The organism is Rhizobium sp. SYY.PMSO, from assembly GCF_046840415.1.
Classification (GTDB): domain Bacteria; phylum Pseudomonadota; class Alphaproteobacteria; order Rhizobiales; family Rhizobiaceae; genus Rhizobium.
Genome location: NZ_CP177351.1, coordinates 214,896 through 237,116 on the forward strand (window position 1 = coordinate 214,896; position 22,221 = coordinate 237,116).

Below are 22,221 nucleotides of genomic sequence, written 5' to 3' on the forward strand. Positions count from 1 at the left end.
AGAGCGGGTCCGCGAAACGCGGAACCGCTCTGGCGGGGGAGGGTGGACCATGGGACGTGCTTTGGTGACGGGCGGCTGTGGTTTCGTCGGCCGACATCTTGTCCGGCGACTTCTGGCCGAAGGGCTCGATGTCGTTTGCGTCGATGCGCTTGTGGCCGGAACGGGCGCGCTTCACCCCGATCTGTGGCAGCGTCTGCCGCGTTCCCGTTTCGCCTTCCTTCAGGAGGATTGCCGCGCCTTTTTTGCGCGTCCGCCGGAGCAATTCGACTATGTCTTTCATCTGGCAGCACTGGTCGGCGGCCGCGTGACGCTGGAGACGCAATCGCTCGATGTCGCCGAGGACCTTGCGGTCGATGCGGCGCTATGGCAGTGGGCGACACGCGCAAGGCCGGGCGCGGTGATCTTCTTCAGTTCCAGCGCGGCCTATCCCGTATCGCTGCAAACCCTTGAAAATCATCGGCTGCTGTCGGAGGAGATGATCAACTTCGATGCCGCCGTCGGCGTGCCTGATCTCAGCTATGGCTGGGCGAAGCTGACCGGCGAATATCTGATGAAGCTCTATGTCGAACGTTATGGCCGAAGGGCAATCGCCTACCGGCCATTCAGCGGCTACGGCGAGGATCAGGATGCCGCCTATCCCTTTCCGGCGATCTGTCGCCGCCTGCTTGCGGAAAAGGGCGCGGCGGAGGTCTTCGTTTGGGGGTCGGGCCGTCAGCGCCGTGATTTCATCCACATTTCCGATTGCATCGAGTTCATCTGGCGGACCAAGGAATTGCTTCCGGACGGCGCCAGCCTCAATCTTTCGACCGGCACGGCCACCTCTTTCATCGAACTGGCGGAGACCATCAGCCGGCAGATCGGTTGGCAGCCGGCCGTCGTCGGCCGGTCGAGCCATCCGGAAGGTGTTTTCTACCGCTGCGGCGATACGGCCATGCAACGTTCCTACGGGCTGACGCCGCAGGTCAGCCTGGAGGCGGGGATCGCGCGAACGCTGGAGCATCTGCGGGGCCTGCCTGCGGCCTATGCCCTGGCGATCTGAACATGAGCGATCGACACTCCCGCAGCTTGCGGCGAAACAAGCGCGCCTTTGCAGGCGAGCGTAGCAGTGGCTGCATAGCTGCATTGCACAAAATTTAGGTGCAATGCGGCGAAAAAAGCGGCATAAAGCACACAGCTGATGCACATGGCGGCTTTCCTCCCAGTTCCGCCGCAGCAGCTGTTCCCCTCTGGAGGTTTTTGACCTTCACACCTTATGGGCCGCGGTTTTCCGCTGGCCCTTTTTTCTTTTTAATCACCGCGCCCGCTTTACGATTCCGATTCGAGAGCATGCTTCACGCGCCACACGGCGATGATGACGGCGCAGATGACGATCGGGATCGACACCAGCATGATCACAGGACTGAGGTGATAGCCGGCGTGATCCAACGCTTCAAACCCTGTCTTCAACAGGCTGAGCAGGTAATAGCTGATCGCGATGATCGAAAACCCCTCCACTGCCCTTTGTATCTTCACCTGCGTCGCTGCGCGATCGGCCATGGCCTGGATCTGAACCAGATTCTGATATTCGATTTCGACCTGAATGCGGGTTTGAAGAAGATCAATCAGATGCATCGTCGCATGGGATAAGCGATCCAACCGCACGGCTGTCGCGGCGCATGTGCGTATTGCGGGCTTGAATCTCCGCGCGACAAATACTCCGAAGCGCTGGAAACCGTCGACATGTGCCTCGCGCAATTCGGCGATGCGTTCTTCGACAATCTGCGCATAGGCGGCTGTTGCGCCAAAGCGATTTCGAGTTGCCGCCGCCGCCGAAATGATTTGAGACGACAGCCCCGTGATCTCGTCGAGCAGCGCCTTGTGCTCGGACGACGATGTGGCCAGGTTTCGATCCGTCAGTTCGACGAGCTTTGAATCGAAGGCATCGAGCCGGGGTGCGAGCCGGCGCGCTTCGGGTAGTCCCAGGAGCGCCATGGACCGGTAGGTCTCGATTTCGTAGATCCGCCGCACCATTCTTCCCAGTCGATATGCATTCAGCTCCTTGTTGAACAGGACGATGCGGCTCGTCTCGTCGGGGCGCACGCGGAAATCGGAGCAGATCTGGGCCGCTCCGCCGCCGATCGAAGATGCAGCGGTGTCGCCAAAGCCAAAAGCGCTCAGCGCCGGGCCGAGATCGGAAGGAGCAGCGCCCGCTATCAGAATGGACGTCCTGCAGACAAGGCTGGCGCCCGGCGCCCCGGCCAGTTCCTGTGCTTCCGAAAGCGACAGCCCGCCGTCGGGCCAGTCGGTGACGTCTTCGTCGAGTTCCCGGACAGTGGTGATGGTGACGAACTCGGTGTGATATTCGACCTGGCTGCGGATCTTCTCGCCTTGCCCTTCGGCTGCGGCGACCACGGCCTGGGTTTTGTGCAGCCCCACGAACTCCTTCGGAAGAAGAGCGACGTGCTCGACGAATGCGGGACCGTTGAAATAGATTGACGGCCGGGCATGTAGTTCTGCATTGAAATCCGTAGACACCTGCCTCGCCCCCCACGATTTTCAGCATCAGCTTGCTTTACCAACCGCACGATCGGTTTGCCAAGAATTTCGCGCGCTGCGACCCGATGTCGCCCGTGGACGCAGAAATGACGCATAGGGCGTCTTCCAGTCGAGCGATGGCAGCGACGGCCGCTTCGTCTGGTAATAACCGCGCAATGCGGGGTTCCGACAGGGCAAGGGAGGGGCCGCATCGGTTTCGACGGGGCCGAAGACTGCCCCGGCCGCGCGCACAAGGGTCTCCGGCTGTCGCCGTATGACTTGCGCGATCGCCGGACAAACAGTACCGTAATATTCATTCGAATATAACGCTGCTGTCGACCATGTCTCTTCTTCTGAATTACAAGCGCGCCCCCGGGTTGACGATCCCCGATCTCAATCCGCCGCAAAGGTTGGAAAAGGCCCTGAATTTGGATTCGGGGGCCAAGCAGCAGCGGTTGAAGACCTGGGATCTCTCGCCGATGTTTCATTGTTCGATCGTCGGGACGTGCCTGACGACGGGCGAGCTGCGGCAGGTGCTGGCCAAGGTTGGCGACATCGACGTGAAGACGGCTTCGGATCACGCGCTGCACAGCCGGGGCGTCAGGGCGGCAGGTCAGCGCGACATCGCCGGAAAACTGCTGAACAAGGCTCTCGACAAGCGCCACGAACGGATCGTTAAGCGTTTCGCCGCGCTTGGAACCGCCGAGGAGATAAGGCAGCACTGGAATGCGGCGGTCGACGAGGGGGATATTTCAGGCGCCTATTGGGCGGCGATGAGCCATCCCATGAGCGATCGTACCCTCGTCCAGGCCATATTCGGCGAGGTGCATATGCTTTCGCATATCGTCGGCAGTTCGAGCCGGCTCGATCTTGCCCGGTTGCGCAAGCTTCAGATCGACCTGGAGGCGAAGGACGAAAAGCTCGCGAAGCAGGAAGATCGCATTCGTAACGTGTCGGAGGAGCGAAACGGGCTGCTACAGCGCGTCGAGCAATTGGAGGCGAGCCTGGCCCGTGCGCGGGCGCTTGCGGTCGAGTCACGACCGGCTTCCGGCGATGCGGGAAAGGATATGGGTCTGCTTGGAAGGCTGGACAGTGCCCAGCAGCGGGCGGAGGAGCTTGGTATCCGCCTGGCTGCGATGGAGGCGAAGCTTTTTGAGGCCGAAAGACGGTCCTCGCAGTTCGCGGAGGAAAATCAGGCGCTGAAGCGCGAGCTCGATGTCGTGGCAAATCTGCTCGAGCCGGAGGATGGGCCGGCTGCCGCCGACACGATGACGGCGGCGGGTGGTTCCATTCTTTATGTGGGTGGGCGGCGCAATCTGTCGGAGCGCATCCGCGCGATCGGACGGAGCCGCGGCTTTGACGTGCTGTTCCATGATGGCGGGATGGAGGACAATCTGTCCCTTCTGCCGGCTCTGGTCGGCCAGGCGGCGTCCATCGTCTTTCCGGTCGATTGCATCAGCCATTCGGCCGCTGGCATCGTCAAGCGCCTGTGCCGCGAGAGTGGCAAACGCTATCTGCCATTGCGGTCAGCCAGCCTCGCAAGCTTCATGGCCGTCGTCGCAGAGATTGCGGCCGCCGGATAGTAGCGCTGTATGTCCTGGTATTTTCGCCGGTTCGCGCGCCGGCCGGCTTTCCTGTGCCGGTCGTTTGGCGGTGATTTCGCCATTGCCTCAATCGGCTGGCCGCGCGCCTGGATCATCCTTGGGAGCGGGCAAGACCAGCCGCCAACGAAAGAGCTTGATCGGGTCATCGCTATATTCCATGAAATATAACGCTAACCCGACGAGGATTGCTTATGCTGATCAGACATCTTTCCTTTTTCGTCACTCTTGCGGAAGAGAAGCATTTCGCGAGGGCAGCGGATCTCTGCAATGTTACCCAGCCGACGCTATCGGCCGCCATCCGCAAGCTTGAGGACGACCTGAAGACGACGCTGATCGTGCGGGGGAACCGTTACATGGGCCTGACGCCGGATGGCGAGCGCGTCCTCGAATGGGGGCGTCAGATCCTGTTCGATTACGACAGCCTGCAGAAGGATCTCAGCGGATCGCAGAAGGGACTGGCCGGTACTTTGCGCCTTGGCGTCGTTCCCGCCGCCATGCCCGCGGTGTCGTTTCTGTCGGAGCGCTTCAGCGAGGATCATCCCGACGCGACGATCGAGATCAGGTCCATGACCTCGCGTGCCATCCAGCATGGGCTCGACACTTTCGAGATAGACGGCGGCCTGACCTATCTCGACAACGAGCCGCTGGAAAATGTCAGGCGCATCCCGCTTTATCATGAGCGCTATGTCTTCATCTGCCGCTCCGATCATCCCTTCGCGGACCGCCGCTCCATCACCTGGGCGCAGGCCGTGTCGGAAACGCTCTGCCTCCTGAGCGAGGACATGCAGAACAGGCGCATCCTCAATGACATCGCCGCATCGGCCGGCCTTACGATGAAGCCGCCGGTGGTAAGCAACTCCTTTCTCGCCGTCTGCGCCCATATCCGCAACGGCCTGTGGTGCAGCATCGTGCCCCATACCTTTTTCTACGTCTTCGGAGACAGGTCCGACTTGGTCGCCATCGACTTGACGGATCCGCATCAAACGCACGCCGTCGGTCTGGTCATTTCCGATCGGATGCCGCAATCGCCGATGACGAAGGCATTGATCCGCTGCCTGCACGGAGCTGATTTCGACCGCGAGTTCCAGGACCGGATGCCGGCAGGCTCGGTGCAATCGACGTTGTCTATCGCGCGGTAGAAAGCTTTCATTTGCCTGCTTTCGGATGCCGTGAGAGCATTCACCTCGTTGAAACGATGTTCCGTGGAAACGGAACGCGGCTTCGGGAAACACCGGCGACTGACCTGCCTCGGGCAACCGGGTGCCGGCCAACTCCTCCAGAAACGATTTCTGCGAACGGCGGATAACTTCACGCTGCCGGCGGTGTCTCCTGTTGCCCAAATCCAAGGAGATGAACATGGCTAAGGTAGTTTGCGTTCTTTATGACGATCCGATCAACGGCTATCCGGCATCCTATGCCCGGGATTCCCTGCCGGTTGTCGAGCGCTATCCCGATGGGCAGACGCTGCCGACGCCGAAGGCGATCGACTTCGTTCCCGGCAGCTTGCTGGGCAGCGTGTCCGGCGAGCTCGGACTGCGTAACTATCTGGAATCGAACGGTCACAGTTTCGTTGTCACCTCGGACAAGGATGGGCCGGATTCGGCGTTCGAACGGGAACTGGTCGATGCCGATGTCGTCATCTCCCAGCCGTTCTGGCCCGCCTACCTCACGGCCGAACGCATCGCCAAGGCGAAGAAGCTGAAGCTGGCGCTGACGGCGGGTATCGGCTCGGACCATGTGGATCTTCAGGCCGCCATGGAACGCGGCGTCACCGTGGCGGAAGTCACCTACTGCAACTCGATCAGTGTCGCAGAACATGTGGTCATGACGATCCTCAATCTGGTACGCAACTACACCCCGTCGCATCAATGGGCCGTCGACGGCGGATGGAACATCGCCGATTGCGTCGAACGTTCCTACGATGTCGAAGGAATGCATGTCGGCACGGTGGCCGCCGGGCGCATCGGCGTCGCGGTGCTGCGCCGTCTCAAGCCTTTCGGCATGCATCTGCACTATACCGACCGTCACCGCCTGCCGAAAGAGGTGGAGACGGAGCTGGACCTGACGTGGCATGAGACGCGTGAGGACATGTATCCCGCTTGCGATGTGGTGACGCTGAACGTGCCGCTCCATCCGGAGACGGAGCATATGATCAATGACCAGACGCTGAAGCTCTTCAAGCGCGGCGCCTATCTGGTCAACACCGCACGCGGCAAACTGTGTGACCGCGATGCCGTCGCCCGGGCGCTGGAGAGCGGGCAATTGGCCGGCTATGGCGGCGATGTCTGGTTCCCGCAGCCTGCACCGAAAGATCACCCGTGGCGGAAGATGCCGCATAACGCCATGACGCCGCACATTTCGGGCACGTCGCTGTCGGCGCAGACGCGCTACGCGGCCGGCACGCGTGAAATCCTCGAATGCTTCTTCGAGAACCGTCCCATTCGCGATGAATATCTCATCGTTCAGGGCGGCAATCTCGCCGGCGTCGGCGCTCACTCCTACTCAAAGGGAAATGCGACCGGCGGGTCTGAAGAGGCCGAGAAATTCAAGCGTAGCTGAAGCAATTCCGCGAAAAGTGCGACGCGGTTTTCCCGGAATTGCCTGAAGACAAAAGGATGGGAACGGACGCTGCCCGCGATCCGTGCGCGTCCCATTCCTGAGCGAGAGCGAATGGATTTCGTGGCCACTCAATGAGTGGCCACTGTCCAGAAATAGTAGGCGAGCGGAATGGCAAGAAGGTACATGCCGATGGACACCTGCTTTGCTTCTCCCGACAACACCTTGACGATGACGTAGAACAGCAGTCCTCCGGCGATGCCGGTGCCGAAGCTGTTCGAGACCAATGTCAGCAGGACCATCATCAAGGCGGAAAGACCGTCGGAGAAATTCTCCAGATCGACCCGTTTCAAAGCGCTGAACATCGACATGCCGACGAGGATCAGGGCCGGTGCGGTCGCTGCGGCCGGGATCATCAGCGCGATCGGCGTGAAGAGCAGCGTGAGGGCAAACAGGGCCGCGGTCGCAAGCGAGGCGAAACCGGTGCGGCCTCCGGCTTCGGCGCCGGTGGCGGACTCGACAAGGGCCGTTGCGGACGGAATGCCGAGCAGAGGGCTGATCGTGGCCGCGATCGAGTCGACGAGGAACGGCTTTCCCAGATCCTTCATGTTGCCCTCTTCATCGACCAGGCCGGCCTTCGCGCCGACGGCAAGCGTCGTGCCGAGCGTCGAGAAGAATTCCGAAGCGAAGAAGGCAAAAAGATAGGGGAAATACTGTATCTTCAGGGCACCGAGGAAATCGAGCTGAAGCCCGGTTTCCGCAATGCCGTGCGGTACTCCGAAAAGCGTATCCGGTACTTTCGTGATTCCAAGCGGAATGCCGAGCAGCGTGCTGCCGAGAATGGCCCACAAGATCGGTCCGGGCACTTTGCGGCCGCGCAGGAACACCGCCAGGAAGATGCCGAAAATGGCAACGATTGCCTGCGACGAGTTGAGCGAGCCGAGCATGAGCGCGTGGCTGCGGGCATTGACGTCGACCAGGCCCGCATTCTTGAAGCCAAGCAGCGCTATGAACAATCCGATGGCCGCGCCCAGACCAAGCTTGATCTGGGCTGGAACCATGCGCGCGATGACCTGCCGCACGCCCAGCACGGTCAGCAGAACGAAGACGACGCTCGACCAGAACGAAATGGCAAGGCCGGTCTGCCAGGGAATGTGCTCCACGGCGGCCATCGTCGGCCCTACCAGAACCGATCCGCCGATGCCGGGGCCGACCACGAAGGGCATATTGGCATAGAGCGCCATGAAGAGCGTCGCACCGATGATGACCAGAATGGTCGCAGTCGTCGCGGCGGCGCGGTCGATGCCTCCAGCCGAAAGCAGGGATGGGATCACGACGAGTAGGTATGCCGAAGCCAGGAAGGACGTGATGCCGGCAATGATCTCCGTCTTCGTATTGGTGTTGCGCTCGCGCATGCGAAAATAGCTCTTCCACCGCGCTTCGGATGCGCCGTCCGGCTGCCCGACATTCATATTTGTGGCCATTGCACGTATCTCCTAAATCGGCAAACGCTGCCGCGCGGCGAGTGACATCAGTTTTGGCTTGCAGCCAGAAGCGGTCTGATTTCCCGGGTCGTCCCATCCGTCAGCCCAAGGTCGGTGACGTGCGGGCCGGGGTTGCATGCGAGGCTGGCTCCGACGACTGCCTTGAAGGTACGGATTGGCGGCATCCAGTCGGCGATCGAATCGGCTGCCGCACGGAGCCTGGCAAAATCGTCGGCGACCTCCTGCGCGGGGGCGTCCGACAGCAATCCGCAGACGGGCAGCGGCAGCACCGCCGTAACCTTGCCGGCGGCCGCGGTCGCCATGCCGCCGCCCGCGTCGATGACCGCATTGGCGGCAGCGGCCATGTCTTCCGGATCGCGACCGAAGACGGTCAGGTTATGGCTGTCATGCGATATGGTCGTCGCCAGGGCGCCACGCCAATGGCCCCAATCTTCCAGAATGCCGATGACGGGCGAGGGGTCTTTTCTTCCGTGGCGGTGGATGACCGCCATCAAGAGCATGTTGTCGGGCAGAACGAGCTTGCCCGCATCCGTACCGACGACGGCCTCCCCCCATTTGGTGAAACGGGGGCTGACGACGGTATTGACGCGCGCCTCGGTCATGCCCGGCAGCGCGATGGCAAAGTCGGCGGCGGAAAGTTTTTCAAGTTTCACGGTGTCGCGATAAGCGTCCGTGGACGGGCGATCGGCGCCTGCGATGAGCCTGCCGTCTCTGGCAACCTCGGCTCCCGAGGCATAGACACGGTCGACCACGATCTTTTCCAGATCGGACAGGATGACGATATCGGCGCGGCGGCCGGGCGCGATCAGCCCCAGATCGTAGCGATTCAGCCACATGGCGGCGTTGAGCGTGGCGGCCCGGATGGCATCGATCGGGTTCATTCCATAGCCGATTAGACGCCTGAGAACGGAGGACATCGCCCCGTCGCGCACGAGGTCGTCGGGGAAGACGTCGTCGGTGCAGACCGTCAGCGTTTGCGGCAGATGCGGCAGTTTCTTCAAAGCCTCGATCACGCCGGGCAGGACATAGTCATGGGAACCGCGAAGCTCTATGGTAAGGCCGGCCCGCAATTTCGCCAGCAGGTCTTCGCCCGAGGTGATCTCGTGATCCGATTGGATGCCGGCGGAGGCAAAAGCCTGCAATTCCGCGCCTTCAAGGCCGCGCGCGTGGCCGCAGACACGCTTGCCGCTGGCAAGTCCGGCCTCGACGATACCGCGCATCGGCTCGCTTCGCTCGAGGACACCGCGCATATTCATCACTTCGGCAACGCCGGTAATCTCCGGCCAGCTCAGCATGGTCGTCATTTCACCGGCCCTGAATTCCGCGCCGGCGAGCTCAAGCTCTGGTGCCGAAGGCACGCAGGACGGCGCCAAAGTCAGGAAGCGCAGCGGCAGCTGCCGCGTTTCCTCGAGTGCCCAGCGAATGCCGCCCAGGCCGGCGACGTTGCCGATTTCATGCGGATCCCAGCAGACCGTGGTCGTTCCCTGGGGAACGACGGTTTCCGCATACCGCCTCGGCGTCACCATCGAGCTTTCGACATGCATATGCGTGTCGATAAATCCGGGAGCGATGCAGCGTCCCGAGGCATCGATGGTCTGCCCGGCGTCCGTCCTGGTCGCGGCGGCATGCACGCTCGCTATCAACGGGCCGACAAGACCGATATCGGCCGGCCTCATCTCGGAGGTCGCCACGTCGACAAGCGTTCCGCCGACGATGAGGACATCGAACGGCTCCAGCCCGCGCGCGGCCCGCACGGCACGATCGCGCAGTTCGGAGGAATTGAGGTCATGGGGTTCATTCGGCATTTTTGCCTCCCTTGGCTAAAGCCGACGGGCGCGCTGTGGATCGTCTCACAACAAGGTCGGTCGGGAAAATTCTGCTGGCATCGGATTCGCCGACAACGAAGGAGAGCGCGTGGTTGGCCACCGCTTCGAGATCCTGTCGGACAGTGGTGAGAGGAGGAGAGACGATTTGAGCCCACATCAGATCGTCGAAGCCGGTGAGCGACAGATCGTCCGGAATGCTGCATCCCCTGTCTCGCGCGGCAATGGCAAAGCCTATGGCGAGGGCGTCATAGGCGGCCGCGCAAGCCGTAAAGCGATGCAGGTCGAGTTCGCGGCCGAGGGTGCATCCTGCTTCGAAACTTGCATCGCTATATTTCAATGCCGGTTCAATCCCGGCAGAGCGGAAGATTTCGCACATCCCTCCGACGCGTTCGTGCGCCACCAGCGAATTCTCCGGGCCGGCGAGCACGAGAAGCTTGTCATGACCGAGCTCGATCAGGTGGCGCGCGATCATGCGCCCGCCCTCGCGGTGATCGCTGGCCGCAATGTTGCCGGCGGTGGCAGCGCTGTCGATGACGGCTATCGGGACGGAAACGTTCTCCGGCGCAACGGTCGTGCCGCGCGTCGGTATGACGATCAAAGCATCGACGCCGCGGGCGATCATGTTTCTGATTTCGAAATCCTGCTGCCCGGGGTCGCCTTGACTGTCGCCGATCAGGACGGCAAGGCCCCGTTGCTTGGCAGCCCGCTCGATGGCCTGGGCAAAAGCGGGAAACAAAGGCTGTCCGATGTTCGGGACCAGCAGGCCGACCGTATTGCTCTTGCCGGTGCGCAGAGCGCGCGCGGCGTGATCCGGCACATAGCCCAGCAAATCCGCCTCGACGCGAATTTGGCTGGCAAGGGCGGGCGAAACGCGCCCCTTGCCCCGCAGCGCATTGGACACGGTTGCCGTGGAGACACCCAGCCGGTTTGCAATTTCGCGAATGGAGGAGGGGCGTGCCTGGTTCATTTGACGGGCGCTCGAACTATATTGATTAATCGATTAATCAATATGGCGCGATTTTGCAAGCGAATCTTTGCGGCTCCGTTCAGCCCGCCGAATTCCTCGGAGGGATACATACGGTCCTGCGATGCTGTGATGAAATGGAAGCCGTCGTCCCGTCAGCTTCTCGGAAGCTTGGCGGGAAGAGGAAAATACATTTTCCGCAGGCGTTTAGCCATGAAACGGGACTACGCGCTGGCCGCGCCGTCTCCAGGGGCGGCATGAATGGCGCGATATGCCGGAAGATGAATTCGGGCTTTTCGATTATCTCGATTCGCGGTCGATATCTCGTCGCAGCACCACCGCCGTCGTGATATCTTCCACCGTCTCGTGGCTGGCGATCATGTCGCGGACCTGATTGAGGTCGTTGATGGATGCGGCTTCCAGTTCGATGACGAGGTCGAGCTGGCCACTCACGGACGAAACGCGGCGTACCTCGGTATGGCGCGCAAGGAGATCAAGCAGGCCCAGCGCCGGTGTGCGCTTGAGGCTGACGAGGAGGATAGCACGAATAACGTTGGCATCGATTTCGCCGATGTCGGCACGATAGCCCCGGATCACGCCGCTGCGCTCGAGGTTGGTGACACGCTCGCTCGTCGCGCTTCTCGATAATCCGATCCTGCCGGCCAGAGCCTTTACCGCGATGCGTGCCTCTTTCGACAGGATTTCGAGTATCTCGCGATCTTTGACGTCAAGGTCACGCATCATCTTCTCACTTTATGGCCGACGGTTTGACGGTCCGTTCCGACAAACTGACGGTTCGCTCCGACAGGATACTGGCGGGATCCGGCAGGATACTTGATGCCTGAAAACGGATTGCGTGCCAAGCTGTCCGGGAGAAAAATAGCTTGGAAAAACAATACCTATGACCGACCTCTCCCACCCAGCTCCCCAGTTTTCGGCAGGCGATGCCGAGACGCTCGCCCGCGACATATTTGGTGTCACGGGCAAAGCCTCGCCGCTCGACAGCGAACGGGATCGCAACTATCGGCTGAAGACAGGGGGCGACGCCGATTGGATCCTGAAGATTGTCAATTCCAGCGAGCCGAGGATCGAAAGCGAGTTTCAAACCGCCCTGCTTCATCACCTCGCGAACGCCAACGCCAAGCTGGCGGTCCCGCATCTGAAATCCAGTCTGGCGGGCGACTTCCTGGCGTCTGTGACCGGTTCGAACGGAGAGACGCATGCCTTGCGCCTGGTCGGCTGGCTGAAGGGTACGCCCCTTGCCCAGGTCGGCAGGACATGCGAGCTGATGCGCGGCCTTGGCCGTTCCCTTGGCGAACTCGACCGCGCATTGCAGGGTTTCATTCATCCCGGCGCCTTGCGTGATCTCGACTGGGATCTCCGTCACGCCGCACGCGCGCGTTCGCGCCTGCACTTCGTACGCGACCCGGAGAAGCGAGCCATCCTCGAGCGGTTCCTTGAGCGCTTCGAAACCCTTGTCGAGCCTAAGCTTCCGCAGCTCCGCGCCCAGGTCATCCATAACGACGCCAACGACTGGAATGTCCTTGTCGATGATCAGGATAATCAAAGAATTTCGGGCCTCATCGATTTCGGCGATGCCGTCCACACCGTCCTGATCGCGGAGGTCGCCATCGCCTGCGCCTATTCCATCCTGGACATGGACGACCCGATCGGCGCAGCGGCGGCGCTCGCTTCCGGCTTCCATGAAAAATATCCGCTGCAGGCCGAGGAGCTCGACGTTCTTTTCGATCTCATCGCCATGCGCCTCGTAACCAGCGTCACCTTCTCCGCCTCCCGCCACGACCAGACCGGGGACAATCCCTATCTTGCGATCAGCGAGGCGCCGGCATGGCGCCTGCTCGAAAAGATGGATGCGATGAATCCCCGGCTCGCGACCGCCATTCTGCGGAAGGCTTGCGGCCTCGATGCGGTCGATGGAGCAGGCGCGGTGCGCCGCTGGATTGCCGACAGCAGCAAGACGTTTGCCGCTATCGTGCGTCCGGCGCCCGCCACGATGAGCAAGGCGATCGTTCCTTACGGCGACGCGTCGCATGTCATGACCGTTGCTTCCGCCGATCAGCGGCCCCAGGAGGCGACCAGATGGTGGACGGATTTTTCCGATCAACACAAAGTCGAACTCGGCGTTGGACCGTGGGGGGAGAAAAGGACGGTTTATACGGACAAAGCCTTCGAATCGCGCTTCATCGAAGGCCAGCGGCGCATTCACCATCTCGGCGTCGATCTCTTCATGCCGGCTGGAACGCCGCTTTACGCGCCTGTGGCCGCGACCGTCAAAAGCGTCGAGATCGAACACGAGCCGCTCGGCTATGGTGGGCTCATCGCGCTTGAGCATGCTCCCGAGGGCTGCCCGCCCTTCGTCACTCTTTGGGGTCACATGGCGCATGAGGCGCTTGCCCGGCTGAAGCCCGGCGATCGCCTGGAAGCCGGTGCGCTCGTCGGCCATATGGGCGATATCCACGAAAACGGCGGCTGGACACCGCATTTGCACTTCCAGATTTCGACCGACGTTCATCTGACGGCGACTGAAATCATCGGCGTCGGCGAATCCGCCTATCTCGACGTGTGGGCGGAGATTTTCCCGGATGCGTCGGTGCTCGCCGGTCTTCCGCCGGAGACCTTTGCGCAGCATGGCCGTACGAGAGAGGAGCTGGTGGCCAAACGCAGGGAGCTGCTGCTGCCCAACCTTTCGATCTCCTATTCTGAGCCGATCAAGTTCGTCCGCGGCGACGGCGTGTGGCTGATCGACAATCATGGCAGAGCCTATCTGGATTGCTTCAACAATGTTTGCCATCTCGGGCATGTGCATCCCGACGTCGTCGAGGCCCTTTCGCGACAGGCGGGGCTACTCAATACCAATACGCGCTACCTGCATGACGCCATCGTGGAGTATGCCGAGCGTCTGACGGCAACCTTGCCGGAAGGCCTGGCGGTGGCTTCCTTTGCATGTTCTGGAAGCGAGGCGAACAGCCTGATGCTCCGGATGGCACGCAACCATACCGGACGCGACGAAGCGATCGTCCTTGACTGGGCCTATCACGGTACGACGCAGGAACTGATCGATCTCAGCCCCTACAAATACAAGCGCAAGGGCGGCAAAGGACGTCCCGATCATGTCTATGAGGCCGTTATCCCGGACGGATACCATGCCCCTGAAGACTGGCCCGCGGAGGAGCACGGCAGGCGCTTTGCCGAAAGCGTCGCCGAACAGATTGCCGCCATGCGCAGCAAGGGGCGTGCCCCCGCGTTCTTTCTGGCGGAATCGATCCCCAGCGTTGCCGGGCAGGTCTTCCTTCCGGAGGGATATCTGAAGGATGTCTACGCCATGGTGCGCGCCGAAGGCGGCCTGTGCCTTGCCGACGAGGTGCAGGTTGGATTCGGTCGCGTGGGAAGCCATTGGTGGGCCTTCGAAACCCAGGGCGTGGTTCCGGACATCGTTTCCATGGGCAAGCCCATCGGCAACGGTCATCCCATGTCGGCGGTGGTCGCGACGCGCGAGGTGGCGGAGAGCTTCAACAACGGCATGGAGTATTTCAACACCTTTGCCGGCAATCCGGTTTCCTGCGCCGTAGGGCTGGCAGTCCTCAATGCGATCGAGCGCGACAAGCTGCGGGACAATGCCCTGGACGTCGGCAATTATCTCCTGAACGGCTTTAGAAAGATGCAGGAACGGTTCGATATGATCGGCGACGTTCGCGGTCTTGGCCTGTTTTTGGGAATCGAGCTTGTCACGGACCGCAAGACGAAGGCGCCGGCGACGGATCTGGCGCGGAAAATCAGCGATGGCGCCCGGACGCGCGGCGTCCTGATGGGGACGGAGGGGCCGCACGACAATGTCCTGAAAATGCGGCCGCCCATGATCTTCAGCCGGGCAAACGCGGACCATCTGCTCGATGTCCTGAGCGCGAGCTTCGAGGCTACCCTGAGGTAGTTCGCAAAGCACTGGCATGCCGCCTTTGAAGGCCACATTCCCGTTCCGGAAACGGTCGGGAATGTGGCCTTCTGCTTTATGGGATCTGATCGGCCGCCGTTGCGACCGTTGTCCCGGCACGCCTTGCCTTGCTTGCCGGGATCGGGGATGCGTCGGCGACATAATGCCGGTCGATTCCGGCAATGTGTCAGGCGCGCTGACACCTTGCTTGGTGCTTGGACAAAACGGCTATGCAAAACTCCGGCGGTGAAGGTTGCTGGCAAACCGACAAAACGAAACAAAATGCCAACAGAGGAAACCGGACGTGTTGAATCATAAGCTTACCAACCTGATAGCCGCAGCAGCGATGGCTATTACGGCGACATTTTCCCTTTCGCATGCGCATGCCGATGAACTGAAGGCATTGCAAGAATCCGGCGAGCTGCGCGTGGCCATGAGCGGGCAGTATCCGCCCTTCAGCTTTGCGAATGAGCAGAATGAAGTCGTCGGATTCGATGCCTCGATCGGTGAGGCCATCGCCGAGCGCATGGGTCTGAAAGCCAAGATCGTGACGACGCCCTTTGACGGAATCATCGCCGGCCTGCTGGCGAAGAAATACGATGCTGTCGTCGCCTCGATGACGATCACGCCGGAGCGGGAGAAGGCGGTCGATTTCGTCGGCCCTTATTACCATGCCGGCAGAGCCATCGTGGTGAAAGGGGATTCTCCTATCCAGAAGCTCGAAGACCTCAATGGCAAGACCGTGGGCGTCACTCTCGGAGATGCCCATGAGAAATGGGCAAGAGCACAGGGGAATCTGACCGTACGGTCCTATAAGGGTCTGCCCGAAATGCTCGTCGATCTCGATGCCGGCCGTATCGACGCTCTTGTGATGGACAGCATTCCGGTCATGGTGGCGGTCAAGGAGACCGGACAAAAGGTCCGCATTCTCGACACTCCGAACATCGAGGGCGGGCGCGTCGCGCTTGGTATTGCGATCCGGAAAAATAACCCGGAGCTCAAGGCAAAGATGCAGAAGATCCTCGAAGACATGTTCGCCGACGGCTCGTACGAAAAGATCTCGATGAAATGGATCGGTCGCGACATTCGCTGACCCGGCTCCCTATGGGCCGGATTTTCCGGCCCATTCACCATGACTTTTCGGAGCGTTTCTATGGATTTGGCGCTAATGCAGCGCGTCCTCCCGTTTTTCCTGGAGGCCGCGTGGGTGACATTGAGTATTTCCGTCCTCGCGATTTTGCTCGGGTTCGTCATTGCGGCGGTGCTGGTGGCTGGCCGGCTGTCGGACTTCATTGTCGCCCGATGTCTTTCCCGGGCCTATGTCAGCGTATTCCGGGGTACGCCCTGTCTCGTTCAGTTGTTTGTCCTTTACTTCGGTGGCCCGCAAATCGGGCTTGAGCTCGAGCCGTATTCGGCTGGGGTAATCGGTCTTGCGCTCAACATCGGCGCCTACATGGCCGAATCCATTCGCGGCGCCATCGCAAATGTGGACCGAGGCCAGGCCGAAGCCGCGCGCTCCATCGGCTTCGGCCGCGGTCGGACCCTCTGGCTGGTGGTCTTGCCGCAGGCCGCGCGCCTGATGATACGGCCGCTTGGGGTGAATGCGGTCGCGCTGATCAAAGGGTCGGCTCTGGTGTCGACGATATCCGTCGTGGAGCTCACCTACACAGCTCAACGGTTTATCAGCTCGACTTACCGGCCGTTCGAAATCTTCGCCGTCTCCGCCGTGCTCTATATCGTGATGGTCTACGCGGTTCGATTCATCGTCGATCGTCTTGATCGCCATTTCGCGCCAAGGTGAGGATGCCTCCATGCAAAATCTCGATTTCAGCGTCGTCATGCCCTACACCGGCCTTCTCATGACCGGTCTCTGGTGGACGATTGTCATGTTCGTCAGTTCAAGCATCCTGAGCCTCGCGTTCGGCATAGTCTTCGCGCTTGTCGTTCTTCATGCGCCGGCAGCGCTTGCCCTTCCCGTGCGGTTTCTCACTTGGCTGCTCATGGGAACGCCACTCCTTCTGCAATTGTATCTGATCTATTACGGCCTCGTGCAGATCGGGATCGACATCCCTGCTCTTGGTGCCGGCATCATCGGCCTGAGCCTGCACTTTGCCGTCTACAATGCCGATGTCTTCCGCGCCGGAATCCTTTCGGTCGACCCCGGTCAGATCGAAGGCGCGCGGTCTATCGGCCTCAGCCGCGGCCAGGCCCAGCGTTATGTTGTCGTGCCGCAGGCGCTCCGCAAGACGATCGCGCCGGTCGGCAACAATCTGATCGTTCTTCTCAAGGACACCTCGCTCGTTTCGATTATTGGGATAGCAGAGCTCGTTTACAGTGCGCAGCTTGCCATCAGCGAGACCTATACCCCTTTCGAATTCTATCTGACCGTGGCAGGCATTTACTACGCGGCCAACCTCGTTCTCGAAGCCGGCCTGCAATTTCTTGAAAACAAAGTGGAGATGTCGCGATGAGCGCTGCAACGCCTATGGTTGAAGTCAAGGGCGCCCGCAAGGCCTACGGGGCGCTCGAAGTCCTCAAGGGGATCGACCTGTCCGTTTCCCGTGGACAGATCATCGCGATCATTGGCCCGAGCGGGTCGGGCAAGAGCACGCTTCTGCGATCGATCAACCATCTCGAAGTGTTGAATGGCGGCGAAGTCTGGCTCGAAGGCGAGCAGGTCAACCGCGCGCTGAAAGGAAATGCTTTCGAAAGGCATATCAACGCCGTGCGCCAGCAGATGGGCATGGTCTTTCAGCATTTCAATCTGTTTCCGCACCTCACCGTCCTCGAGAATATCACGCTCGGCCCTATCAAGCTCAAGGGCCTCAGCAAGCCGGCAGCCCGCGAACTGGCAATGGGGTTCTTGTCCAAAGTCGGGCTTGCCAACAAGATCGATGACTATCCGTCCAGGCTCTCCGGCGGCCAGAAGCAGCGCGTCGCCATAGCGCGGGCATTGGCCATGCAGCCGAAGGTGATGCTTTTCGACGAGGCGACATCGGCACTCGATCCCGAATTGGTCGATGAGGTCAATGCGGTCATGAAGCAGCTTGCCGCCGAGCATATGACGATGCTGATCGTCACCCATGAAATGCGCTTTGCAAGCGAAGTCGCGGACCGCATCGTCTTCATGGACAAAGGAGTGGTCGTGGAGGAAGGCACGCCGCAACAGGTCCTGCAAAATCCGTCTCAGGATAGAACGCGTTCCTTTCTGAAGAAGTATCTTCATAGCTGACCGCCCGGTCGGGCGTGACCCGCATCGCGGGGAGCGAAAGGGCCGCACCGCACGCTTGGCGGAGACGTCAATGCCGCGGATTGACCGTTGTGAGCCCGACCGTCTCGTAGCCACACCCGGCGCTGATGCGCCGGGATGACCGGATGCCTTCATCTCCATCCCGATGAAGGCGAGCGTGCCGCTGTTGATGGCGGCGCCCTCGATATTGCCGGCACGGCGGGCGAAGCCCTTGAGGGTTACTGCGCTACGGTCTTGGGCGCGCCTGCCTGCAGGTCCGCTTCATCGGCCAGAATGGCCGCAGCCTCGTTCAGCAGCACGTCCTTCGCGTTCTTGCGGGCTTTCTCGATGGCGATATCGGCACTCAGGCTACGCTCGTTGGCCTGGAGGCCGTCGTCTTCGCCGGTGTCGACGCCGTCATTGATCTGGCCGCTGGACTTCAGCCGATCTGCCTGGGCAGCCAGTTCCTTGCGGCGTTCGGCTTCGTTGAGCGAAATGACCTTTTTCTCGCGCTGCGCTTTCAAGACGGCAACGTCGTCGACAAAGCGCTGGAAATCCGGATCCTTCTTCACCCGGGCATCGTGACGGCTCTGCAGCTGCGGCAGAAGCGCCTTTATATCTCCCTCGGGCTGATATTTGGCGGGCTTCACCTGCGTCCACGGCAAGGCGTTGTCGTAACTCGATTCACCGAAGGTCGTCAGATCCGAAAGACCCGGCAGGCTGATGTCGGGCGTCACGCCGCGCAACTGCGTCGTACCGCCGTCGATCCGGAAAAACTGGGCGACCGTCAACTTCAGCTCGCCGAATTTCGGCTTGAGATTGTGGGCGACCTGGTCAAGGTTGACGACGGTCTGCACCGTGCCCTTGCCGAAGCTGGGTTCGCCGATGATCACGCCCCGGCCGTAATCCTGTATCGCCGCTGCGAAAATCTCGGAAGCCGACGCCGAGCCGCGATTGATCAGCACGCCGACGGGGCCGGTCCAGGCCGGCGTGGGAAGATCGTCGCTCTCCACCTCCACGGCGCCGCCTGCATCGCGCTGCTGCACCACCGGGCCCTTGCCGACGAACAGGCCCGTCAAGTCGATCGCTTCGGACAGCGAGCCGCCGCCGTTGTTGCGCAGGTCGATCAGCACCCCATCGACCTTGTCCTGCTTCAGTTCGCCGAGAAGCTTGGCGACGTCGCGGCTGGCGCTGCGGTAATCCTTGTCGCCCTTGCGGCGGGCTTCGAAGTCTTCATAAAATGCCGGAAGGGTGATCACTCCGATCTTGCGGGTGGCATCCCCATCCTTCACCGAAAGCACCGTCTTCCTGGCGGCCTGCTTGTCGAGGCTGATCTTGTCGCGCACCAGGCTGATGAGGCGATGCTTGCCGTCCGGCCCCGCGTCAGCCGGCAGGATGTCTAGGCGCACGACGGAGCCTTTCGCCCCGCGGATCATCTGCACGATTTCATCGAGGCGCGTGCCCACGACTTCCTTGACCGGGCCGTTCTCGCCCTGACCGACGCCGATGATGCGGTCGCCGACGGCCAGTTTGCCGGACAATTGCGCCGGGCCGCCGGCCACGAGCTCGCGAATGGTCGTGTAGTCGTCCCTTTCCTGCAGGACCGCGCCGATGCCGACCAGCGAAAGCTTCATCGAAATATCGAATTCAGCCGAGGCGGTCGCGCCGAAATAATCGGAATGTGGATCGACCGACGTCGTATAGGCGTCCATGAACGTCTGGAACACATCGTCGTTCTTGTACTTGTAGGCGCGTTCGAGCGAGTTCTCGTAGCGTTTGTCGAGCGTGTCGCGAATGGAGGCGTCATCCTTGCCCGCCAGCTTCAGGCGCAGCCAGTCGCTCTTGACGCGCTTGCGCCACAGGTCGTTGCTTTCGGCCTCCGAGCGGGGCCAGGGCTCCTTGTCGCGCGACAGGGTATAGTCTTCCTGCACGCTGAAATCGAATTTCTGCTTGAGCAGGCTGCGCGCGTAGCTCATGCGGTCGACGACGCGCTGTTCATAAAGGTTGAAAATGGAAAACGGGATATTCAGGTCTTCCTGATCGATGGCGTCGTCGATCTTGGTGCTGCTGGCCATGAACTTGTCGATATCGGACTGCAGGAAGATGACGCGGTCCGGATCCAGCGATTTGATGAACCGGTTCATGATCTTCACCGACAAGGCGTCGTCCAGGGGAACGGGCTTGTAGTGAAAGCGCTCAAGGAATTGCGATGTCAAATGAGCGGCTTGCGCCTGTTGCGGCAGCGGTGTCAAAACAGGTGGTGAACCGGATTCCAGAGCATATGCCGATGGAGCAATTGCCAGGAATATCCAGAGGAAACCATATTTCATACGCATCAAGCTCTGACCCGATTCTCAATGTTGACTGTTCAATCTATAATCTAGGTGGAACAATTATGGTTTTTTGGCAACCAGACAGATGCATTCCTTGAGGAAAGATTTCCGGGAAGGGAAGGGTCGGCCCGCTGTAAAGCGGCGTCGTCGATGCGCCGGGACCGGAAATCGCAGCTGAAAATTGCCCCGATACGGCGACTTCAGGCAGCGCTGCCGGGCGATTTTGCCGCCCGGCAAATCCTGATCCTGCCGGATGATGAGGGGCACCTGGCGCATCGGTCAATCGGGGGCGACGATCAGCGTCTCGTCGATTTCGACGCTGTCTTCCGGAAGGGCGCGCTGGCGGGCCAGTCGCAGGAGCGTGGCCGTCAGAAGGATCGCCATCAGCCCGAGTTCGACGGCGATGGCCGTAACCCCGGCCGCGAGGTAGAATTCCGAATATTGCAGGACCTGCGCGAACACGGCGCCCAGAATCGCCGGCCCGAGGCCAAGCGAAACCTGCTGCATGGTCGCCAGCATGGCGCTGCCGGCGCCGGCATGTTCATGCGGGACGTCGGCAAGCCCGAGACGGTAAAAGCAATTGACGATCAGCGCCTGGCCGAAGCCGATCAGGATGGTTGAGGGAATGAGGTTGATGACGCCCGGCTGCGGCCAGACCATCTCCAGCGTCACGATGAGCAGCACGAGTCCTGTCATCTGGATCAGGCAACCCGTCGCCAGCATGGCCTCGCGGCGAATGCCGGCAAGCCGGCGGGTGACGAAGACGGCGGAGATGAAATAGGAGCCGCCGAGCGCGATCAGGGCATTGCCCGATTGCAGCGGTGTCAGCCCGGCGCCCGCCTGCAGCGTCAGGGCCAGGATGAACATGAAGCCGCTCCAGCAGGTGAAAAACAGGATCGCGATCAGTCCGCCGAAACGCATGCTCGAAATTCGGGTCAGGGACGGCGGCAGGATCGGGAAGGCGCCGCGCATCTCCTTTATCCGCTCGATGCGCCAAAGGAGCGCCATCAGCGGCAGGATCGGCACGAAGCCGAGAAGGCATAGCCAGTTCCAATGCAGGGATGGACCGAGCGCCGTCGGCAGCAGCACGGAGAGCGTCAGCAGCGCCAGCGTCACCATGCCGGTCCAGTCCACCGGGACTTTGCGATGGCCGCGCGTTTCCGGAACGTAGCGCCACATGCTCACAAGGATCAGCATGCAGATCGGCAGATTGATGAGGAAGATGCTGCGCCAGCCGGAGCCGGCGATATCGGCCGAGATCAGGAAGCCGCCAAGCACCTGGCCGACAATGAAGGCAATGCCGCCGATCGCGCCGTAAAGCGCTACGGCACGGGCATGGTCGCGCCCCGTCAGGCTGACGTGGATCGTCGCCAGCACCTGCGGCACCATCAGCGCGGCCGCAATTCCCTGCAACGCGCGGGCGACGATGAGGAAGGCCACGGATGTCGCCACGCCGCAAAGCAGCGAGGCAAGGCAGAACATCAGGACGGCCAGGCCAAACATGCGCCGGCGGCCGAAATTGTCTCCGAGACGCGCGCCCATCGCCAGGCAGACGGCAAAGGCGACACCATAGGCGGCGACGAAAAGTTCGAGCTCGGTCTCGCCGGCGTGCAGCGAAACAGAGATGGCGGCAAGGCCGACATTGATGATGGAAAAATCGAGCTGCAGCAGCAATTGCCCGGCAAGCAGGATCATCAGGCCGGCTTGGCCAAGCCGGATTGGTGCGGGGGACATAAGGACC

General features: G+C 61.1%; 16 protein-coding genes. 9 read left to right on the plus strand and 7 right to left on the minus strand.

All coding sequences use genetic code 11. The features are described from left to right. Positions 1-49: 49 nt before the first annotated feature. On the plus strand, positions 50-1,039 hold the full coding sequence (locus ACJJVH_RS27785) for an NAD-dependent epimerase/dehydratase family protein (protein WP_112795089.1): 990 nt from the start codon (positions 50-52) through the stop codon (positions 1,037-1,039). 266 nt (positions 1,040-1,305) lie between these two features. Here ACJJVH_RS27785 and ACJJVH_RS27790 read toward each other — a convergent pair whose 3' ends face one another. Continuing rightward, positions 1,306-2,514 (minus strand): DUF3422 domain-containing protein, encoded by a 1,209-nt coding sequence (locus ACJJVH_RS27790; RefSeq protein ID WP_113405324.1) that lies wholly within the window; start codon positions 2,512-2,514, stop codon positions 1,306-1,308. A gap of 341 nt (positions 2,515-2,855) precedes the next feature. Here ACJJVH_RS27790 and ACJJVH_RS27795 point away from each other — a divergent pair, with 341 nt between their 5' ends. The 3 genes from ACJJVH_RS27795 (at position 2,856) to ACJJVH_RS27805 (ending at position 6,677) form a co-directional block, all read left to right on the plus strand. After that, on the plus strand, positions 2,856-4,097 hold the full coding sequence (locus tag ACJJVH_RS27795) for a DUF2325 domain-containing protein (protein WP_412066710.1): 1,242 nt from the start codon (positions 2,856-2,858) through the stop codon (positions 4,095-4,097). Positions 4,098-4,309: 212 nt separating this feature from the next. Then, on the plus strand, positions 4,310-5,257 hold the full coding sequence (locus ACJJVH_RS27800; protein WP_412066711.1) for a LysR family transcriptional regulator: 948 nt from the start codon (positions 4,310-4,312) through the stop codon (positions 5,255-5,257). A gap of 217 nt (positions 5,258-5,474) precedes the next feature. Continuing rightward, positions 5,475-6,677 (plus strand): NAD-dependent formate dehydrogenase, encoded by a 1,203-nt coding sequence (locus ACJJVH_RS27805; protein WP_412066712.1) that lies wholly within the window; start codon positions 5,475-5,477, stop codon positions 6,675-6,677. Between the two features lie 128 nt (positions 6,678-6,805). On the opposite strand, the gene ACJJVH_RS27810 is transcribed toward ACJJVH_RS27805, so the two are convergent. The 4 genes from ACJJVH_RS27810 to ACJJVH_RS27825 all read right to left on the minus strand — a co-directional run bounded on the left by ACJJVH_RS27810 (position 6,806) and on the right by ACJJVH_RS27825 (position 11,710). Then, positions 6,806-8,146: an NCS2 family permease gene (locus ACJJVH_RS27810; RefSeq protein WP_412066936.1), complete on the minus strand. Its 1,341-nt coding sequence runs from the start codon at positions 8,144-8,146 to the stop codon at positions 6,806-6,808. Positions 8,147-8,205: 59 nt separating this feature from the next. Continuing rightward, positions 8,206-9,984 carry an adenine deaminase gene (locus ACJJVH_RS27815; RefSeq protein ID WP_412066713.1) on the minus strand — a complete coding sequence of 593 codons (1,779 nt, stop codon included), beginning with the start codon at positions 9,982-9,984 and terminating at the stop codon, positions 8,206-8,208. Further along, positions 9,974-10,972, minus strand: a complete 999-nt coding sequence (locus ACJJVH_RS27820; protein WP_112795094.1) for a LacI family DNA-binding transcriptional regulator — start codon at positions 10,970-10,972, stop codon at positions 9,974-9,976. Before ACJJVH_RS27820 ends, ACJJVH_RS27815 begins: the two co-directional genes overlap by 11 nt. A 297-nt stretch (positions 10,973-11,269) precedes the next feature. Next, the gene (locus ACJJVH_RS27825; RefSeq protein WP_112795095.1) at positions 11,270-11,710 is read right to left on the minus strand and encodes an Lrp/AsnC family transcriptional regulator; all 441 of its coding nucleotides are present in this window, start codon (positions 11,708-11,710) and stop codon (positions 11,270-11,272) included. Positions 11,711-11,870: 160 nt separating this feature from the next. Between ACJJVH_RS27825 and ACJJVH_RS27830 the strand changes: the two genes are divergently transcribed. The 5 genes from ACJJVH_RS27830 to ACJJVH_RS27850 all read left to right on the plus strand — a co-directional run bounded on the left by ACJJVH_RS27830 (position 11,871) and on the right by ACJJVH_RS27850 (position 18,150). Then, positions 11,871-14,918 (plus strand): aminotransferase class III-fold pyridoxal phosphate-dependent enzyme, encoded by a 3,048-nt coding sequence (locus ACJJVH_RS27830; protein WP_412066714.1) that lies wholly within the window; start codon positions 11,871-11,873, stop codon positions 14,916-14,918. 304 nt (positions 14,919-15,222) lie between these two features. Then, the gene (locus tag ACJJVH_RS27835; protein ID WP_113358587.1) at positions 15,223-16,011 is read left to right on the plus strand and encodes an ABC transporter substrate-binding protein; all 789 of its coding nucleotides are present in this window, start codon (positions 15,223-15,225) and stop codon (positions 16,009-16,011) included. A gap of 60 nt (positions 16,012-16,071) precedes the next feature. Next, positions 16,072-16,719, plus strand: a complete 648-nt coding sequence (locus ACJJVH_RS27840) for an amino acid ABC transporter permease (protein WP_112795098.1) — start codon at positions 16,072-16,074, stop codon at positions 16,717-16,719. Positions 16,720-16,729: 10 nt separating this feature from the next. Next, the gene (locus tag ACJJVH_RS27845) at positions 16,730-17,389 is read left to right on the plus strand and encodes an amino acid ABC transporter permease (RefSeq protein ID WP_412066715.1); all 660 of its coding nucleotides are present in this window, start codon (positions 16,730-16,732) and stop codon (positions 17,387-17,389) included. Further along, positions 17,386-18,150 carry an amino acid ABC transporter ATP-binding protein gene (locus ACJJVH_RS27850; protein ID WP_412066716.1) on the plus strand — a complete coding sequence of 255 codons (765 nt, stop codon included), beginning with the start codon at positions 17,386-17,388 and terminating at the stop codon, positions 18,148-18,150. Before ACJJVH_RS27845 ends, ACJJVH_RS27850 begins: the two co-directional genes overlap by 4 nt. Positions 18,151-18,386: 236 nt before the next feature. Here ACJJVH_RS27850 and ACJJVH_RS27855 read toward each other — a convergent pair whose 3' ends face one another. Next, positions 18,387-20,483 carry a carboxy terminal-processing peptidase gene (locus tag ACJJVH_RS27855; RefSeq protein WP_113358583.1) on the minus strand — a complete coding sequence of 699 codons (2,097 nt, stop codon included), beginning with the start codon at positions 20,481-20,483 and terminating at the stop codon, positions 18,387-18,389. Between the two features lie 276 nt (positions 20,484-20,759). Further along, positions 20,760-22,214, minus strand: coding sequence for an MFS transporter (locus tag ACJJVH_RS27860; protein ID WP_113405335.1), 1,455 nt, complete (start codon positions 22,212-22,214; stop codon positions 20,760-20,762). Positions 22,215-22,221: the final 7 nt, after the last annotated feature.

What these genes read in the sequence shown, in the direction of transcription:
- ACJJVH_RS27840 (WP_112795098.1), top strand. Translation starts at nt 16,072, where the DNA reads ATGGATTTGGCGCTAATGCAGCGCGTCCTCCCGTTTTTCCTGGAGGCC.
- ACJJVH_RS27850 (WP_412066716.1), top strand. Translation starts at nt 17,386, where the DNA reads ATGAGCGCTGCAACGCCTATGGTTGAAGTCAAGGGCGCCCGCAAGGCC.
- ACJJVH_RS27810 (WP_412066936.1), bottom strand. Translation starts at nt 8,146, where the DNA reads ATGAATGTCGGGCAGCCGGACGGCGCATCCGAAGCGCGGTGGAAGAGC.
- ACJJVH_RS27815 (WP_412066713.1), bottom strand. Translation starts at nt 9,984, where the DNA reads ATGCCGAATGAACCCCATGACCTCAATTCCTCCGAACTGCGCGATCGT.
- ACJJVH_RS27820 (WP_112795094.1), bottom strand. Translation starts at nt 10,972, where the DNA reads ATGAACCAGGCACGCCCCTCCTCCATTCGCGAAATTGCAAACCGGCTG.
- ACJJVH_RS27855 (WP_113358583.1), bottom strand. Translation starts at nt 20,483, where the DNA reads ATGCGTATGAAATATGGTTTCCTCTGGATATTCCTGGCAATTGCTCCA.
- ACJJVH_RS27860 (WP_113405335.1), bottom strand. Translation starts at nt 22,214, where the DNA reads ATGTCCCCCGCACCAATCCGGCTTGGCCAAGCCGGCCTGATGATCCTG.
- ACJJVH_RS27825 (WP_112795095.1), bottom strand. Translation starts at nt 11,710, where the DNA reads ATGCGTGACCTTGACGTCAAAGATCGCGAGATACTCGAAATCCTGTCG.
- ACJJVH_RS27805 (WP_412066712.1), top strand. Translation starts at nt 5,475, where the DNA reads ATGGCTAAGGTAGTTTGCGTTCTTTATGACGATCCGATCAACGGCTAT.
- ACJJVH_RS27800 (WP_412066711.1), top strand. Translation starts at nt 4,310, where the DNA reads ATGCTGATCAGACATCTTTCCTTTTTCGTCACTCTTGCGGAAGAGAAG.
- ACJJVH_RS27845 (WP_412066715.1), top strand. Translation starts at nt 16,730, where the DNA reads ATGCAAAATCTCGATTTCAGCGTCGTCATGCCCTACACCGGCCTTCTC.
- ACJJVH_RS27785 (WP_112795089.1), top strand. Translation starts at nt 50, where the DNA reads ATGGGACGTGCTTTGGTGACGGGCGGCTGTGGTTTCGTCGGCCGACAT.
- ACJJVH_RS27795 (WP_412066710.1), top strand. Translation starts at nt 2,856, where the DNA reads ATGTCTCTTCTTCTGAATTACAAGCGCGCCCCCGGGTTGACGATCCCC.
- ACJJVH_RS27830 (WP_412066714.1), top strand. Translation starts at nt 11,871, where the DNA reads ATGACCGACCTCTCCCACCCAGCTCCCCAGTTTTCGGCAGGCGATGCC.